The sequence below is a fragment of the Streptomyces shenzhenensis genome, from assembly GCF_003688995.1.
Classification (GTDB): Bacteria; Actinomycetota; Actinomycetes; order Streptomycetales; family Streptomycetaceae; genus Streptomyces; species Streptomyces shenzhenensis_A.
In genome coordinates this window covers 17,113-33,254 of the sequence record NZ_PENI01000013.1, presented here as the reverse complement: position 1 = coordinate 33,254, position 16,142 = coordinate 17,113, and the positions used below count along the sequence as shown (strand labels likewise).

Annotated in this window: 15 protein-coding genes; 11 read left to right on the top strand and 4 right to left on the bottom strand. The window is 73.8% G+C overall.

Annotated elements, in window-relative coordinates; all coding sequences use genetic code 11:
* Positions 1–40: 40 nt before the first annotated feature.
* Positions 41–796, bottom strand: coding sequence for an alpha/beta hydrolase (locus CTZ28_RS20745; protein WP_121891151.1), 756 nt, complete (start codon positions 794–796; stop codon positions 41–43).
* A gap of 300 nt (positions 797–1,096) precedes the next feature.
* On the opposite strand from CTZ28_RS20745, the gene CTZ28_RS20740 reads away from it, so the two are divergent.
* From CTZ28_RS20740 to CTZ28_RS20710, 7 genes are all read left to right on the top strand, one after another.
* Positions 1,097–1,816, top strand: a complete 720-nt coding sequence (locus CTZ28_RS20740; RefSeq protein WP_121891150.1) for a cupin domain-containing protein — start codon at positions 1,097–1,099, stop codon at positions 1,814–1,816.
* On the top strand, positions 1,813–2,874 hold the full coding sequence (locus CTZ28_RS20735) for a hypothetical protein (protein ID WP_121891149.1): 1,062 nt from the start codon (positions 1,813–1,815) through the stop codon (positions 2,872–2,874). The genes CTZ28_RS20740 and CTZ28_RS20735 overlap by 4 nt, the downstream gene beginning before the upstream one ends.
* Positions 2,871–3,983, top strand: a complete 1,113-nt coding sequence (locus tag CTZ28_RS20730) for a hypothetical protein (protein ID WP_121891148.1) — start codon at positions 2,871–2,873, stop codon at positions 3,981–3,983. The genes CTZ28_RS20735 and CTZ28_RS20730 overlap by 4 nt, the downstream gene beginning before the upstream one ends.
* A gap of 1 nt (position 3,984) precedes the next feature.
* Complete coding sequence (locus CTZ28_RS20725; protein WP_121891147.1) at positions 3,985–4,833, top strand: hypothetical protein; 849 nt, start codon at positions 3,985–3,987, stop codon at positions 4,831–4,833.
* A 106-nt stretch (positions 4,834–4,939) separates the two neighbouring features.
* The gene (locus tag CTZ28_RS20720) at positions 4,940–5,461 is read left to right on the top strand and encodes a hypothetical protein (protein ID WP_121891146.1); all 522 of its coding nucleotides are present in this window, start codon (positions 4,940–4,942) and stop codon (positions 5,459–5,461) included.
* Between the two features lie 77 nt (positions 5,462–5,538).
* The gene (locus CTZ28_RS20715) at positions 5,539–7,308 is read left to right on the top strand and encodes an asparagine synthetase B family protein (protein WP_121891145.1); all 1,770 of its coding nucleotides are present in this window, start codon (positions 5,539–5,541) and stop codon (positions 7,306–7,308) included.
* A 34-nt stretch (positions 7,309–7,342) separates the two neighbouring features.
* A complete protein-coding gene (locus tag CTZ28_RS20710; protein WP_121891144.1) occupies positions 7,343–8,695 on the top strand; it encodes an aldehyde dehydrogenase family protein in 1,353 nt (450 codons plus the stop codon).
* Between the two features lie 171 nt (positions 8,696–8,866).
* Here CTZ28_RS20710 and CTZ28_RS20705 read toward each other — a convergent pair whose 3' ends face one another.
* Entirely contained in the window at positions 8,867–9,265 is a 399-nt protein-coding gene (locus CTZ28_RS20705; RefSeq protein WP_121891143.1) for a hypothetical protein, read from the bottom strand.
* A gap of 303 nt (positions 9,266–9,568) precedes the next feature.
* Here CTZ28_RS20705 and CTZ28_RS20700 point away from each other — a divergent pair, with 303 nt between their 5' ends.
* On the top strand, positions 9,569–10,474 hold the full coding sequence (locus CTZ28_RS20700; RefSeq protein ID WP_121891142.1) for a universal stress protein: 906 nt from the start codon (positions 9,569–9,571) through the stop codon (positions 10,472–10,474).
* A gap of 141 nt (positions 10,475–10,615) precedes the next feature.
* Here CTZ28_RS20700 and CTZ28_RS20695 read toward each other — a convergent pair whose 3' ends face one another.
* Both CTZ28_RS20695 and CTZ28_RS20690 read right to left on the bottom strand, forming a co-directional pair.
* The gene (locus tag CTZ28_RS20695; protein WP_121891320.1) at positions 10,616–11,269 is read right to left on the bottom strand and encodes a CBS domain-containing protein; all 654 of its coding nucleotides are present in this window, start codon (positions 11,267–11,269) and stop codon (positions 10,616–10,618) included.
* Between the two features lie 41 nt (positions 11,270–11,310).
* Entirely contained in the window at positions 11,311–11,775 is a 465-nt protein-coding gene (locus CTZ28_RS20690) for a Crp/Fnr family transcriptional regulator (RefSeq protein WP_121891141.1), read from the bottom strand.
* A 275-nt stretch (positions 11,776–12,050) separates the two neighbouring features.
* On the opposite strand from CTZ28_RS20690, the gene CTZ28_RS20685 reads away from it, so the two are divergent.
* The 3 genes from CTZ28_RS20685 (at position 12,051) to pflA (ending at position 16,053) form a co-directional block, all read left to right on the top strand.
* Positions 12,051–12,674, top strand: a complete 624-nt coding sequence (locus CTZ28_RS20685) for a DoxX family membrane protein (RefSeq protein ID WP_121891140.1) — start codon at positions 12,051–12,053, stop codon at positions 12,672–12,674.
* Positions 12,675–13,048: 374 nt separating this feature from the next.
* Positions 13,049–15,310, top strand: a complete 2,262-nt coding sequence (gene pflB / locus CTZ28_RS20680) for a formate C-acetyltransferase (protein ID WP_121891139.1) — start codon at positions 13,049–13,051, stop codon at positions 15,308–15,310.
* Positions 15,307–16,053, top strand: coding sequence for a pyruvate formate-lyase-activating protein (pflA, locus tag CTZ28_RS20675; RefSeq protein ID WP_183154493.1), 747 nt, complete (start codon positions 15,307–15,309; stop codon positions 16,051–16,053). Before pflB ends, pflA begins: the two co-directional genes overlap by 4 nt.
* Positions 16,054–16,142 lie beyond the last annotated feature (89 nt).

The window sequence follows — 16,142 nt, the reverse complement described above, 5'->3', positions numbered from 1 at the left end:
TGACCGGCCGCCAAGGCCGGGCGAGCGCCGGCCCGCGGTCTCAGAGATCGCCGACCAGGGCGTCGACGAAGCGGCGCCGTGACGCCTCGTTCCGCGCGAACCACAGGCCCAGCGAGTGGTCGGCCTCGGGAAGGACGAGCCGGGTGAACCGGGAGCGCACGGCGAGGGCGGCGGCGACGGCGTCGGTCACCGCCGGCGGGATGACCGCGTCCGTGGCGGGCGTCGCGAGCACGGTACGAGTGGTGAGCGTCGCGTAGACGCCCAGCGCCGGCGAGTCCCGCCAGCTGTCCGGGGTCCGGATGACCTCGGTGAAGCCGCCGCCGAACGGAAGCGGCCAGGCGGCCGAGGCGTACACGGCGGGGGCGCACAGCCCGACCGCCGCGACCCGGGGACCGTAGTGGGCCGCGAGGTCGGCGACGGTCTGCCCGCTCATGCTGAACCCGACCAGGACCAGCCCGCCGTCGCCCGGAACGTGATGGTCGATCACCGCCTGGGCCTGCCGGAACCGGCGCCGCAGACTCAACTCCTTGAGCGCCCCCGAACTCTCGCCGTGCCCGGAGAAGTCGAAGGCCAGCGCCTTGTGCCCGCGCGTCGCGACCTCGCCCATCAGCGCGGCGAACCGCTCCTTGTCGCTGGTGCCCGCGCCATGCAGGAACACGACGGCCGGACGTCCGTCCGCCGCCGGACCGGGGGAGGGAACAAGCGTGGCACAGCTGAGGAGTTCCCCGTCGCAGCGCAGCACCGAACGCCGGGGCGCGGGCTCGACGGGCGGCTCCGTGCGGATCCCCTCAGTCATGCGGCCGGGCCTCCCGAACCCTCGGACGAACTGCCGTCCGCAAGCTAGCAGGTCCCCGCCCGGACACCCGCCCCGGGCCGGCGCGCGCTGTGCACGGGTGCGGACAGCCACCGGCGGCGGCCGCGGAATTCACCGGGGCCTGGTGTCCCGTACTCCCCGCCGCCAGGCTGCTGTTCGCGCATCGTTCAGCCCCGTGTCGGCCGTTGGTCCGCGGGCAACCTCGCCGCGTTCTGGATCAGCGGACTACCATGCGCATGCGTTCATGAGCGGCACACGGGGGAGGCGCGCTTGTTCGGCAGCATGGGTGAAGTGTCAGGCGGCCCGGGAGGGCTGGGCAGGCTGCCACGCGGTGTGCGGCTGTACCGGCTGCGGTCCGACGGCTCCGTCGTCCTCGGTGACCGCGACGGCGCCCGGGAACTGGGGCCCGAGCGGGATCTGCTCCGGTTCATCGACGACGGGCAGTTCGCCCACTATCTCGTCGGGGACGCCGCCACGTCCCCCGAGCGCCCCTCCAACGCCACCGTCAAACTCGGCATCGTCGGCCCGCGCAGCGCCTTCACCCCGCATGCGCACGGCGGGGAGCACTTCGTCCTCAGCCTGGGCTACGCGGCCTGCGGCCTGTACGACGGCGAGCGCGGCCGGGTCACCGAAGTCCCGCTCACACCCGGCGAGTTGATCCGGATCCCGGAGATGATGCCGCACTCCTTCGCCAACCGGGACACCGCGCCGCTGACCATCCTGGCCGCCAACACCGGCTACGGCATCGACCACGAGGACTACGCGATCACCGCCCCCGAGGCGGAGCGCAGGGCGGCCGGGCCGTCGTACGACACCGCCACGGCCGCCGGGCCGCACCCGGGCACCAGCACCCTCGCCCGTACCGACTACCTCGCGCTCGCCGCCGCCCTGCGCGACATCGAACGGGTCCAGCGGGTGCGGGGGCCGGGCGTCACCACCGTGCGGGAGCGACTGGCCGCCCGGCTGCGTCGGCTCGCCCAGGGACTGGAAGGCCGTCGATGATCTGTCCGCACTGCGAGAAGTCCCTGCTGCGCAAGGAACGGCCCGGCAACGTCTGCGGCAAGTGCGGACGCGGCTACGCCCTTGACCCCAAGACCAATCCGCTGCGCCTGAACGACCTGCGGGTCCGCCGGATCGCGGCCGGCCTCACCCAGGACGGTGAACTGCCCTGCACACCCGGGCAGTTGTGGTACGCCCTGGCACGCAAGTCGCTGCGGGACACCCAGGTCGAGATGGGCTGCGCCGTCGTGCTGACCGTCTTCGGCGGCGTCGCCGTGTTCATCGCGCTCGGCGCGGAGGTCGTGGCCTTCGGTGTCGTCGGCGGCCTGCTGCTGCTCACGGCGCTCGGCTTCGTGGTCGCCCGGGTGCTGGGCTTCGGCCGGGGCCGTCCCCGGCTCGGCCGGACGGCCTTCCGGACCGGCCCGCTGCAGGAATGGCAGCGCGTCTACGGCTCGCTGCCGCCCGGGGTGATCGACGACAGCCGCTACCCGTCCCCGGGCGCCCACCCGGCGCACGGCGGCGCGGACCCGGCACCGGCCCCGGGCGCCCCGGCCGACGGGCTCGTCCTGGTCTGCCCCGACCGCTCCGTCGCCGTCTTTCTCGACGCGGCGGGCTTGCCCGCCCGTTACGGGCTCACCCTCGTCGCCGACCCGGCCGCCCTGCTCGCCGCACCCGGCGCGGGACCCGTCCTGGTGCTCCACGACGCCGACGCCCGCGGCCTGCTGCTCGTCCAGCGCGTCCGCACCGCGCAGCCGGGGCGCCGGGTCGTCGACGTCGGTCTCCCGCTCGGCGCCGTGCACGGTCACGCACGGGCGGTGCCCGTGCGCGGCGAATCACCGGGGCCGAGCGTCATGGCGCCGCTGCGGAACAGCGGCGAGTTCAGCCGCGACCAACTGACATGGCTGGCCAAGGGGTGGGGGTTCCCGCTCGTCGGAGTGCCGCCCGCCAAACTGCTGGCCGTCGTCTCCCGGGCCGTCGAGCGGGCCGGCGCGGCGGCCGATCCACAGCGGCGGCGGGCCGCCTCCGTCGGCTTTCTGACCTGGCCCGGGGAGAGCGGATGATCTGCCCCTCCTGCCAGGCGTCCCTGCTGCGCAAGGAACGCGCCGGCAGCGTGTGCTCCAGCTGCGGGCGCGCCTTCGCCCTCGATCCCAAGGTGCACGGCCGCGGCATGCACGACACCCGGATCCGGCGCATCGCCGAGCACGCCACCGACGGCGGGCGCCGGCAGATCACCGTCACCCAGCTCTGGTATCTGGCCCGGAACGCCAACCGCACCTGGACGGCGGCCCCGGCGAGCGGACGCCCACCGTGGATCGGCCGCACGGTGGGCGTGGTCCTCGTCGCCGGGCTGGTGGCGCTCGGGTTCCTGATCGGAGAAGGGCACTTCTCCGGACTCCTCTGGTGGGCGGGCGCGGCCGTCGCCGCCCTCGTGTACATGGTGGCGAAGGGCAGGCCGCATCGGCCCGCGCGCCGCGCCGGTGGATATCTCTCGCCCTCGCTGCGGGACTTCCGGTCGATGATCTGCGTGCGCTGGGTGCAGGCGTACGGCAGCCTGCCGCCCGGGATCGTCGACGACGAGAAGTACCAGGAGACGGGCGGGGACACCCGGGGCGGTGCGGGCGCGGTCCGGCGCACCGGCGGGCAACCGCGGCCGGAGGCAGTCGAGTTGCTCTGTTCCGACCGGGCCGTCCGGGTCTTCCTGGCGGCGAACGGCTTTCCCCGGCGGCTGAACCTGACACTCGCCGCCCGGCTCGACGAACTCTCCGGGACCGGACCCGTCGTGGTCCTCCACGACGCCGACGTGCGCGGCCTCCACCTGGTCGCCGACACCCGCGCGAGCCTGCCGCAGCGGGTGGTCGTGGACGCCGGGCTGCCGGTGCGGGCGGTCGTCGGCAACAGCACGGCCGTGAAGCTCCACGAGGAACCGCCCGCCGGTGTGCTGCGGGAACAGCCGCCCTGGCTGGCACGGATCGCCCAGGCCGCACCCGAGGAGGCCGCATGGCTGACCGAGGGCTGGCGCAGCCCCGTCGCCGCGGCCCCGCCCGCGCTGCTGGCCTCGGCCGTCGAGCGGGCCGTCCAAAAGGCCCGCGGCGGCCGGGAGCGGCAGCCGGCCGCCGCGGTCGGCTTCATGAGCTGGCCGGAACCTGCGGCGCCGAAGGACGGGACCTGACATGCCGACATCCACGCGATCCACGGGCCCGGTCGGCCGGCTGCTGCTGGAGCGGGCGATCACCGTCGCCGCACGCCGCGCCGCCACCCCCGGCGGCCTCCGCTTCACCGAGCGGCAGCTGTACTACGAGACCTGCCGGGTGCTGCGCCCGACACCCGCGCCGGTGCGGCGCATCCCGCACAGTCCGGCCCCGCCGCTGAGGCTGTCCCGGTTCACCGAGGTGCTGCGCGGCAGGGAGCCGGCCGGACTGCTGCCCGCTCCGGCCGCCGCCCCGACGATCGGCGGGCCCGCGCGCGAGCCCGACCTGTACGCGTACGGGCTGCCCCGGCTGTTGATCTGCCAGGACCGTTCCATCGCCCGGATGCTGCTGGCCAACCACGTCCACCTGGAGGCCGCCTGCCCGGTGCTGAGCGCCGAGGACGATCTGCCGCTCGACTCCCGGCTGGTGGCGGCCCTGGAACGGGCCGGGGACGCCACCGTGCACGTCCTGCACGACGCGAGCCCCGCCGGGATCGCCCTGCCCGCGCGGGTGCGCGAAGGACTGGGCCCGGGGCCCGCCCGGGTCGCCTCGCTCGGTCTTGTGCCCCGGCACGCGCAGGCGCTGCGCCTGGTGTCCGGACGCAGACCCGGCCCGGTGCCGCCGTTCGGACCCGTGCCGCGCGGGCTCAGGGCCGCGGAGGTCGACTGGCTCGCCGCCGGCCGGTTCGCCGAGGTCGCCGCGGTACCGCCCGCCCGACTGGTGCGCGCCGTACTGCGGCTCACCCGCGGGCCCCGGCCGGCCCGCCACTCCGTCTGGGGCGATCTGCGCGAGCTGCGCAGCGCCGGCTTCCTGACCTGGCCCGACGTGTGACCGGCGACAGGCGTGACCCGGCCCGATCTCACCCGTCCCGAAGCATGACCCGACCCCGCCCCGAGGACCGTATGCCCGAGCACCGCAGACCCAAGGACCGAAGCGCATGATCCGCCCACGCGAAATCGGCTACACGGACGAACTGCTCGCCGACCGCAGCGTCCACCGCAGCTACGAGGACGGCCGGCAGGAATGGCGTCGCCGCGGCCCGGCTGGCGAGGTGCACTGGCGCGACGACCAGGGCGGCACGGGCACCGACGAACCGCTGGGCAGCAGAATCGTCAAACGCACGCACGCCGACGGCACGGTGACCTACGGGCGGGACATCGGCTATGGCCGGACCCTCTGGGGGCGCGGCGAGACCGTCATGATCAACCGGACGTCGTTCGGCGGCCGGATGGGGGCCGTCCTCGTCGGCCTCGGCGTGGCGGGACTCGCCGTCACCGCCTCCCAGCTTCCGCCGCTCAGCCTCACCCCGGAGGAGGAAGAGGAACTGCGCCAGCAGGCCCAGAGCTCGTCCTCCGGCGGGGGCGAGGTTGGCTACGACGGCGGCGGCAGCGACGACGACTGGGACGGCGGGGACTGGAGCGACGACGGCGGCGGCTGGAGCGACGACGACTTCGGCTGACCGCCGGACCCGCCGGCCGGTGGAAGGACCCGCGCACCCGGACATCCGGGGACGCGGCAACAGGAAAGGAGCCTCCGATGGCGCGCTTCTGCGTCTGTCTCGCGTCGGGAACCGGGCCCGCCGACGGTCGGCCCGGCCCGGCCGACCTGCACCTCGCCGCCATGGGCGCCCCGCCCGTCGCGCCCGGACTTGCCCTCGTACGGGACGAACCCGGGCACGCCCAGGGGCCGTTCGACGCGCACGGAATGCGCGCCGTCGGAGAGGTCACCCTGCACAACCGCGCCGAACTCCGCGCCGCCCTCACCGCCGACGGCGCCCCCGCGCCGCAAGACGCCGCCGACGGCGAGCTGCTGCTGCGCTGCTGGGCCCGGCTCGGCGCACAGGGGATCGCACTGGCCGAGGGCATGTTCGCGCTCGCCGTCCTCGACGGCGACGACCTCGTGCTGATCCGCGACCACGTCGGCGCCCGCACCCTCTTCTACGCCCGGGCCGCGGACGCCTGGGCGGCCGCCACCTCGCTGCGTGCCCTGCGCCGCTGGCCCGCGCTGGACACCCGGATGAACCTGTCCGCCGTACGCTCCTTCCTCACCTTCGCCTATCTGCCCGGCGACGAGACGCTGCTGGAGGGCGTGCGCGAAGTGCTGCCCGGCCGGGTGCTGCGGCTCGCGGCCGACGGGACCGTGACCGAGACGGTCCACTGGGAACCCCGGGAGCGGCTCGACGGGCCGCCCGGCGGATCCGACGACCATGTCCTCACCCTGCGCGCCCTCCTCGAAGAGGCCACCGCGCGGCGGCTGCCCGACGCCGAGGCCGTCGGCGTCCTGCTGTCCGGCGGGATCGACAGCTCGCTCGTCACCGCGCTCGCCGCGAAGCTGCACAGCCACCCGGTGCACACCTACTCCATCAGCTTCGGCGACGAACTCCCCAACGAACTCGGCTACTCGGGCCTCGTCGCCGCCCACTGCCACACCCGGCACCGGGTGCTGACGGTCTCCGGTACGGCCGTCGCCGCCCGGCTCGCCGACACGGCCGCCCTGCTCGACAGCCCGGTCGGCGACCCCCTGACGGTGCCGAACCTGATGCTCGCCGAGGCGGTCGCCGGCGACGGGCTGCGCACCGTCCTCAACGGGGAGGGCGGAGACCCGGTGTTCGGCGGGCCGAAGAACCTCCCGATGCTGGTCCAGGAGATGCACGCCGGAACTCCGGGAGCGGCCGGGTCGCCCTGGTACGAGGACCGGGCCACCGCCTATCTGCGTTCCTACCGCAAGTGCTGGACCGACCTCCCGCAACTCCTGACCGCCGACGCGCTGTCCGCGCTGGAGCCGGCGCCGCCCCCGCAACGCTTCGTCGAGCCGTACCTCACGGGCCCGGACCGGATGACCCATCTCCTCAACCAACTGCTGCACTGCAATCTGCGGACCAAGGGCGCCCATCACATCCTCACCAAGGTGGAACGGCTGACCGCCTCCCAGGGGCTCCAGGGCCGCGCCCCGCTCTTCGACCGACGGGTGGTGGACCACGCCTTCGCCACCCCGCCCGCGCTCAAACTCCGGGGCACGGCCGAGAAGTGGGTGCTGAAGGAGGCCGTACGGGACCTGCTGCCCGCCACCGTCGTGGACCGGCCCAAGAGTGGGATGCGGGTGCCGGTGCAGCAGTGGCTGAGCGGGCCGCTGCGCGAACTGGGCGGCGATCTGCTGCTCGGCCGGGCCGCGCGCCGACGGGGGCTGTTCCGGCCGGACACCGTACGGACCTGGATGCGCGGCGAGGGCACGCTGCTGCCCCGTCAGGGCGGCAAGCTGTGGCTGGTGCTCACCCTTGAGCTGTGGTTGCGGGCGTACGACCTGTGAACTTCCGCGAACGGACCGAGGAGACGACCCACTCGTGAACACCACCCTCATCGACCCCCGCACGGGACGCGAGCGGGGCACCGCCCCCGTCGCGCGCGAGAACGAGGTGCGGTCGGCGGTCGAGGCCGCCCGCGCGGCCCTGCCCGGCTGGCGCGGCCTCACCCCCCGGGAACGGTCCCGCCGGCTGGAGCGGCTGGCCGCACTGGTGGAGGAGCACGCCGACGCCTATGCCGCCCGGGAAGCCGCCGGGACCGGCAAGCCGGACAGCGAGACGACGGGCGAGGTGGCACAGGCCGCGGACCTCTTCCGGTTCTACGCCTCCGCCGTGCGCGCCCAGTCGGCACCGGCCGCCGGACGGCTGGTCGACGGCCACGAGAGCTGGGTGCGCTGGGAACCCCTCGGGGCCGTGGGTGTCGTCGTGCCCTGGAACTACCCGCTGATGATGGCCGCCTGGCGGTGCGCGCCGGCCCTCGCCGCCGGCAACACGGTGGTGGCCAAGCCCGCCGAGACCACCCCCGACACCCTGCAACTCCTCGCCGAGCACGCCGCCGAGGCGCTCGGCCCCGCCGTCCTCGGTGTCCTTCCCGGCGACCGGCGGACCGGCCGGCTGCTGGTCGAGGCCGATGTCGACATGGTCGCGTTCACCGGCAGCGCGGCGGCCGGGGCCGATGTGGCGGCGCGTGCCGCGGGGCGCCGGGTCAGTCTCGAACTCGGCGGCAACGCCCCCGCGCTCGTCCTGCCCGACGCGCCCGACGACACCTGGGCGCAACTGGCCCGCGCCTGCACCTACAACGCCGGGCAGAGCTGCGCCGCCCCCGCCCGCGTCATCACCCTGCGCGAGAACTACGAGCAGACGGTGGAGCAACTGGCCGCCGCGGCACGGGACTGCCGTGCCGGACGGGACTTCGGCCCGCTCAACAACCCGGACCAGCTGGCTCGTTACGACGGCATCGTCAAGGCGTCCGCCGCCGGCCGGAACTTCGCCGCCGACATCGCCCCGCGGCCCGGCGAGGAGAACGGATTCTGGCGGCCCGCCCGGATCCTGGCCGACCTCCCCGAGGACGACCCGGCGGTGCTGGAGGAGGTCTTCGGCCCGCTGCTCACCGTGCAGTGGGCCGAGGACGCGGACGCGGCCCTGGCGCTGGCCGACTCCGTACCGCAGGCGCTGGCCGCGAGCGTGTGGACCCGCGATCTGGCCACGGGGCTGGATCTCGCCGGCCGTCTCGACGCGGGGGAGACCTGGCTCAACTGCCACCTCGTGCAGACCGCCGAACTTCCGCACGGCGGCCGGGGAGCCTCGGGCCACGGCACCGACCTGAGCACCCTGGCCCTGCCCGAGTACCAGCGCCCCAAGACGATCACCGCCCGCCTGACCAGCGGCCGTTGACACCACCGGGAAACACCCGCCACCGCTCCTCGAAGCGGCGGCCCCGGACGAATGCCGGGTGAAGGCCGGTTCTGCCGTCGCCGACCAGGGGCGTTCCGCGTGGGTGATGCGCACCAAGCGGCTGACGGCGGGCAGTCCTCGTCACCGACCGGACCCGGACTCACCGTGGGCTCACGCGGGGTGAGGGTCGGTCTTGTCGTCGCTGGGGGTGCCGGGGCCGCCGCGCCAGGGTGGGGCTGCCGTCCGGTGGGTGTTGTGTGCGGTCCTGTCGGTCTGGCGGCGCAGTCGGTCCTGGAGGTGGTCGACGAGTTCGGGGCCGGTGGCCTCCTCGGCCAGTACGACGACGTGGCGCCGGCCGATGCGCAGGTCTGCCGTCGCCGACCAGGGGCGTTCCGCGTGGTGGGTGGCCGCGTGCATGATCCGTACCACGCCGCTGACGGCGGGCAGCCCCGGCCGGTCCACGACCGCGTCGATCTTCGAGCGGGCGTACGCCAGTATCTCCTCGTCCACGTCGCCGTCCGAACGCAGCAGCACGGTGGGAGCGGTGTTCCGGGTGTCGTCGCTGGTCATGCCGGTTCCTCTCGTGGAAGCGCGGTGGGATGTCCCGAGGTCGTTCAGGCGGCCGGGCCGGGCAGCGGGTCGTGATCTCGCCGAGCGACTTCTGTGTAGCACCCGCCCGGCCGTGTTTCAGCAGGGTTTCGCCGCGCTGGGCGAAGAAGGGCCGAACGGCCCCGTCGATTCGGGCGCGTCGGGCCCGCGGCGCATTCCGCCGCGGGGCCGATCGGTCCCGGACCGGGGACCTGCGGTCTCTGCACCGTGCCGCCCGCCCGCCGCCACCCTGGGACCGGAACCCCGATTCAGGAGGAGGACACCATGTCCCGCACCGTCATCGTGGGCCTCGACGGCTCGTCCGAGAGCCGTGCCGCCGCCGAGTGGGCGGCCCGGGAGGCGAAGTTGCGCGGCCTGCCGCTGCGGCTCGTGCACGTCTGGGAACCCGTCCCGGAGCCCATGGCACAGGCCCCGATCCTGGGCGGCGAGACCCAGCGGCACTGGAGCGAACGAATTCCGCGCGAGGCGGCCGAGGGGCTGCGGCTGCGCCACCCGGGCGTGGACGTGGCCGCGGAGCAGATCTCCGGCCGGCCGATGAACGTGCTGGCCGAGGTGGCGAAGGGCGCCGAACTGCTGGTACTCGGCTCGCGCGGGCTGAGCGGGTTCGGCGGATTCCTCGTCGGATCCGTGGCTATGGTGGTGATCGCGCACACCGAGACCCCCGTGGTCCTCGTGCGCTCCGGTGAGCAGGCCGCCGACGAGCACGAGAACGACCCGGCCGGCATCCCGTCCGCCGCCACCTCGTACCGGCCCGTGGTGCTGGGGCTCGACACCGACCACGCCGACGACGCGGTGCTCGCCTTCGCCTTCGAGGAGGCCGGCCGCCGCGGCACCGCCCTGAAGGTCGTGCACGGCTGGAACCTGCCGCCGTACTACGGCTACGGCCTGCCCGCCGACCCCGGACTCGACGCCGAACTGGGCCGGCAGGACGCCGCCGAGCTGGCCAAGGTGCTGCGCCCGTGGCGGCGGAAGTACCCGGACGTCGTGGTCGTCGAGGAGTCCCGGCTCGGCAGCCCCGCCCTGCACGTCGTCGACGCCTCCCGTGAGGCATCGCTGGTCGTCGTCGGCCGCCGGATCCGCCGCAGCCCGATCGGCGCCCACATCGGACCCGTCACCCACGCGGTGCTGCACCACGCCACGGCGCCCGTCGCCATCGTCGCGCACCACTGAACGCGTCCTTCGGCCGCGGGCGCGGACGGTTCCGGTCCGCGCCCGCGCGCGGCGGTGCGGGCGCCGGCCGAGCGGTTGCCGGCCGTCGAACGCACCGCCCCGCCGGCCGCCGGCCGGGGTTCGGCGGCCGGCGGGGCGGCTTCAGCTCCTGCGGGGGTGCCCGGAGAGGTCGAAGGTCACGTCCACGACCCCCTCGACGGCCCGGATCCGACGCGCGGCCACGGGGATCAGGGACCTGTCCCCGATGTGGCCGCTGAGCGTCAACACCCCGTCCCGCACCGCGACGCGCGCGGACGACACCGGCGCGGGGAAGAGGCGCGGCACCATCTCCCGGACCTCCTGGGCGATGTCCTCGTCATCGCGCAGGAACACCTTCAGCAGATCGGCGCGGCTCACGATGCCCCGCAGCAGGCCCACGTCGTCGACGACGGGAAGCCGTCTGACCTTCGCCTGCGCCATGGTCCGCGCGGCCTGGGCGAGCGTCGCGCCCGCGCGGACGGTGAGCGCCGGCGAGGTCATCAGCTCCCCGGCGGTCACCGCGCCGGCCTTCGCCAGGTCGGACAGGCGCCGCAGCTGGGTGTAGCGGTCGGGGTCGCTGTCGCGGAACTCCTCCTTGGGGAGCAGGTCGGCCTCGGACACGACCCCGACGACCCGGCCCTCGCCCGCCAGCACCGGCAGGGCGCTGACCCTCCGGTCCCGCATCAGCCGGACGATCTCCTTGAAGGTGGCGTCACGGCCGACGGCGGCGACGGTCCGGCTCATCACATCGCCGACGAGGTGCGGGGCGCCGTGCAGGCCGCCTTCTTCGATGTGGCCACGTCGACTCGTCGGTTCGGTCACAGGGTGCTGCCGCTGCCGTAGGGGGCGTACAGGTCCAGCAGCCGGGTGCGGGCCGAGCGCAGGCGGTGCACGAGGACCCCGCCCACCCACTGGGCCACGCTCGCACCGAGTGCGGGGTCGTCGTGGCACATCGAGCGGACCGCGGTGGCGTCGAACTCGTAGGCGCGCACCGGGCTCGTCGCCACGGCCCCCAGCTGCCGGTAGTGCGGTGCGAACAGCCAGGAGCAGCCGACGAGTTCGCCCGGCCCGAGCGTCTCGATGACGGCCGCGCGGCGGCCGGGCACGCGCATGTCGAGGTCGACGCCGCCGGTACGGACGACCCAGAACCGGTCGGCGCGGTATCCCTCCTCGAAGAGGCGGGCGCCCTGCGGGAACGACACCTCCCGGGCTGATCGCAGCAGCCGATGACGATGCTCGGCCGGCAATGCCTGAAGCATGCCGGCCGTGGTGGGAGCGTTCATGACGTGTCTCCAGTCCGGGCGTACCAACACCGGCCACCAGCGTGCTCCCGGGCCCGGTGCCGGGCGATGGGCCACCCGGCCCCGGCGGCCGGGCCGCCCGGCACCCGTGCACCGGACGCCCGCCGTGCCCCCAACAGGTCCCGGACCGAGGGACGTTCGGCCTGCCGTCCGGGCCCTGCAGCCCCTCTTCCGGGCGTTGACGACGCGAGACATTGAAGGTGCAGCGAGAGCCCACCACATCCTGCGTGACACACCCTTCGGAAGGGATGAGCACCATGGCAGTGCAAGACCAACCCCACCCGCACCGAGGACTCCGCTTCCCGTCCCCGCGCAGGGCCGGAGCGGCTCCCGCCGTCACCGACGAGACGACCGCCGCCGCGCCGGCGACCCGGGCGTATGCGTTCGCCGGGCTGCGCATCCTGACCGGGTTCGTCTTCCTGTGGGCGTTCCTGGACAAGGTGTTCGGCCTCGGTTACGCGACCCCGTCCGGCAAGGGCTGGATCGACGGCGGCTCGCCCGCCCAGGGGTTCCTCAGCGGTGTCGCCGCCGGACCGATGAGGTCCACCTTCCACGACTGGGCCGGGGCCGCCTGGGTGGACTGGCTGTTCATGCTCGGCCTGCTCGGCGTCGGTGTCGCCCTGATATCGGGCATAGCCCTGCGGCTCGCCGCGCTCGCCGGTACCGCCATGATGGCGATGATGTGGATCGCGGAGTGGCCGCCGGCCAAGCACCTGGCCGACGGCTCGGCGAGCATGTCGACCAACCCGTTCGCGGACTACCACGTGATCTACGCCATCGTCCTGGTCGCCCTTGCGGCCGCGGGCGCCGGCGCCACCTGGGGGCTGGGGCGGATCTGGGCGCGGCTGCCCTTCGTCAGCCGTAACCGCTGGCTGCTGTGAGGGCCGCACTCCGTCCCCACCGGGGCACCCCCGCCCGAAGGCGGGGGTGCCCCGGACCCATGTGCGCCCCCGCAGGCCCGGTGGGCGGAGCGCTCCGCCCACCGGGCCGTGGGCCGTGGCCCGCCGTCGGCTGCGGCGCCATTGTGGCCGGTCGCGCTGTTCCCCGCGCCCCTTCGGGGCGCTACCCCAGCTCGCCGGCAGGCCCATCCGGGTTCCCCGGCCGCGGCCCGCCCCGGCCGGGCCGGACGGCCCAGGCGGGCCAGGGACGGATGGCGCGCCCCGGGTGCGCCGACAGGCCCTCCTCGCAGGCCCGGCGGGCGACGAGCATCGAGAGTGCAAGACAGTTCATCGTGCAAGTGAGGGAGAGACCGGCGATGACGGCAACGGTGACAGCTGGCCCCCGGGCGACGACCGAGGCATGGCGGGACTTCGTCGGCACCGGCTGGCGGGACCAGGTCGACGTGCGCGACTTCATCCAGGCCAATTACACCCCCTACGAAGGCGGTTCGGCGTTCCTGGCCGGGCCGACCGAGCGCACGCTCGCCGTCTGGGGCGAGGTCGCTCGGCTGTTCCCCGAGGAACGGCGCCGCGGCGTTCTCGACGTCGACCCGGGCAACCCGTCCACGATCACCTCGCACCGGCCCGGCTTCATCGACCGCGACCGTGAACTGATCGTCGGCCTGCAGACGGACGCCCCGCTGCGGCGGGCGATCATGCCCAACGGCGGGCTGCGGATGGTGGAGAACGGGCTGAAGGCGTACGGCTACCGGACCGACCACTTCGTCAGGCGCGTCTTCAGCACCTACCGCAAGACCCACAACGACGGTGTCTTCGACGCCTACACCCCCGAGATGCGGGCCGCCCGCAGGGCCGGGATCATCACCGGGCTGCCGGACGCGTACGGCCGCGGCCGGATCATCGGCGACTACCGGCGGGTCGCGCTGTACGGCACGACCCGGCTGATCGAGGCGAAGCGGGCCGACCGGGCCCGGCTGGACGCCCGGCCCTCCAGCCCCGACGTCATCCGCGACCGCGAGGAACTGGCCGAGCAGATCCGGGCGCTGGGCGAGCTGACCAAGATGGCGGCCGGCTACGGCTGCGACGTCTCGCGCCCCGCGGCGACCGCGCACGAGGCGGTGCAGTGGCTCTACCTCGGCTTCCTCGCGGCGGTGAAGGAGCAGAACGGCGCCGCGATGTCGCTGGGCCGCACCTCCACCTTCCTCGACGTCTACCTCCAGCGCGACCTGGACGAGGGACGCATCGACGAGACCCGCGCCCAGGAACTCATCGACGACTTCGTGATCAAGCTGCGGATCGTGCGGTTCCTGCGCACCCCCGAGTACGACGCGCTGTTCTCCGGCGACCCGACCTGGGTGACGGAGTCCATCGGCGGCATCGGCACCGACGGCCGCACGCTGGTCACCCGCACCTCCTTCCGCTTCCTGCAGACCCTCTACAACCTCGGCCCGGCCCCCGAGCCCAACCTGACCGTGCTGTGGTCGCCGCGGCTGCCCGAGGGCTTCAAGCGGTTCTGCGCGCAGGTCTCCATCGACACCAGCGCCATCCAGTACGAGTCCGACGACCTGATGCGTCCGCGCACCGGCGACGACACGGCGATCGCCTGCTGCGTCTCGGCGATGGCGGTCGGCAAGCAGATGCAGTTCTTCGGCGCCCGGGTCAACCTGGCCAAGGCGCTGCTGTACGCGGTCAACGGCGGCCGGGACGAGATGACCGGCGAGCAGGTCGCGCCCGCGACGCCCCCGCTGACGGGCGAGTACCTGGACTACGAGGAGCTGTCCGAGGCGTACGAACGGGTCCTGGAGTGGCTGGCGGGGACGTACGTCGACGCGTTGAACGTCATCCACTACATGCACGACAAGTACGCCTACGAGCGCATCCAGATGGCCCTGCACGACTACCCGGTGCACCGCTTCATGGCCTGCGGCATCGCCGGTCTTTCGGTCGCCGTGGACAGCCTGTCGGCCGTCAAGCACGCGCGCGTGAAGGTCTTCCGGGACGCCGACGGACTCGCCGTCGACTTCCGCACCGAGGGAGACTTCCCCGCGTACGGCAACAACGACGACCGTGCCGACAGCCTCGCCGTCGACCTGGTCCGGTCGTTCATGGCGAAGGTGCGCGAGCACCCCACCTACCGGGACGCCGAGCACACCCAGTCGGTGCTGACCATCACCTCGAACGTGGTGTACGGCAAGCACACCGGCAACACGCCCGACGGCCGCCGTGCGGGAGCCCCGTTCGCGCCCGGTGCGAACCCGATGAACGGCCGGGACCGGCACGGCGTGGCGGCCTCGGCCCTCTCGGTGGCCAAGCTCCCCTACGAGCAGGCCAGGGACGGCATTTCGCTGACCTCGACGATCACGCCGGAGGGGCTGGGACACGACCCGGCCGAGCGCGCGGGGAATCTGGCCGGCATCCTGGACGCGTACATGGCCTCCGGTGGCTTCCACATGAACGTCAACGTCCTGGACCGGGCGACCCTGGAGGACGCCATGGAGCACCCGGAGAAGTACCCCGAGCTGACGATCCGGGTCTCCGGGTACGCGGTCAACTTCGTCCGCCTGACCCGCGAGCAGCAGCTCGATGTGATCAGCCGCACCTTCCACGGATCGCTGTGAGCACCACCGTCGAACCGGTGACGGGCCGGGTCCACTCCTGGGACCTGTCCACGGGAGTGGACGGTCCCGGGACCCGGTTCGTGCTGTTCCTCAGCGGCTGCCCGTTGCGCTGTCTGTACTGCGCCAACCCGGACACCTGGCACATGCGTGACGGCAGACGGACCACCGTCGACGAGGTGATGGCCGAGGCCGAGAAGTACCGGGCCTTCATCACCACCGCCGGCGGGGGAGTGACGCTCACCGGCGGTGAGGCACTGCTGCAGTCCGCGTTCACGGCCGGGATCCTCCGCCGCTGCAAGGAACTCGGTCTGCACACCGCCCTCGACACCTCCGGCTTCCTCGGTCACCGCGCGAGCGACGCACTGCTCGCCGACACCGATCTGGTCCTGCTGGACATCAAGTCCTTCGACGTCTCCGCCTACCGCCGGCTGACCGGCGGAGACCTCGCCCCGACCCTCACCTTCGCCACCCGCCTCGACCGGCTCGGCGTCCCGGTGTGGATCCGTTATGTCCTCGTGCCCGGCTGGACCGACGACCCGGGAGCCGTCGACGGGCTCGGCGCGTTCCTCGCCGGGCTGGGCAACGTCGACCGGGTGGACGTCCTGCCGTTCCACAAGCTCGGCGCCCACAAGTACGACGCGCTGGGCATCCCCTTCCCGCTGCGCGACACACCCGTACCGGACCCGGAGCTGACGGAGCGGGTACGTGAACAGTTCCGGGAACACGGACTGCGGGCGCTGTAGCGGTGCTCGACGATGGTCCGGGGCGGCAGGGGCCGACCGGCCCTGGCTCTTTTGCCCGGGATCGCGGAAGATCTGCGTCAGGCAGGGAC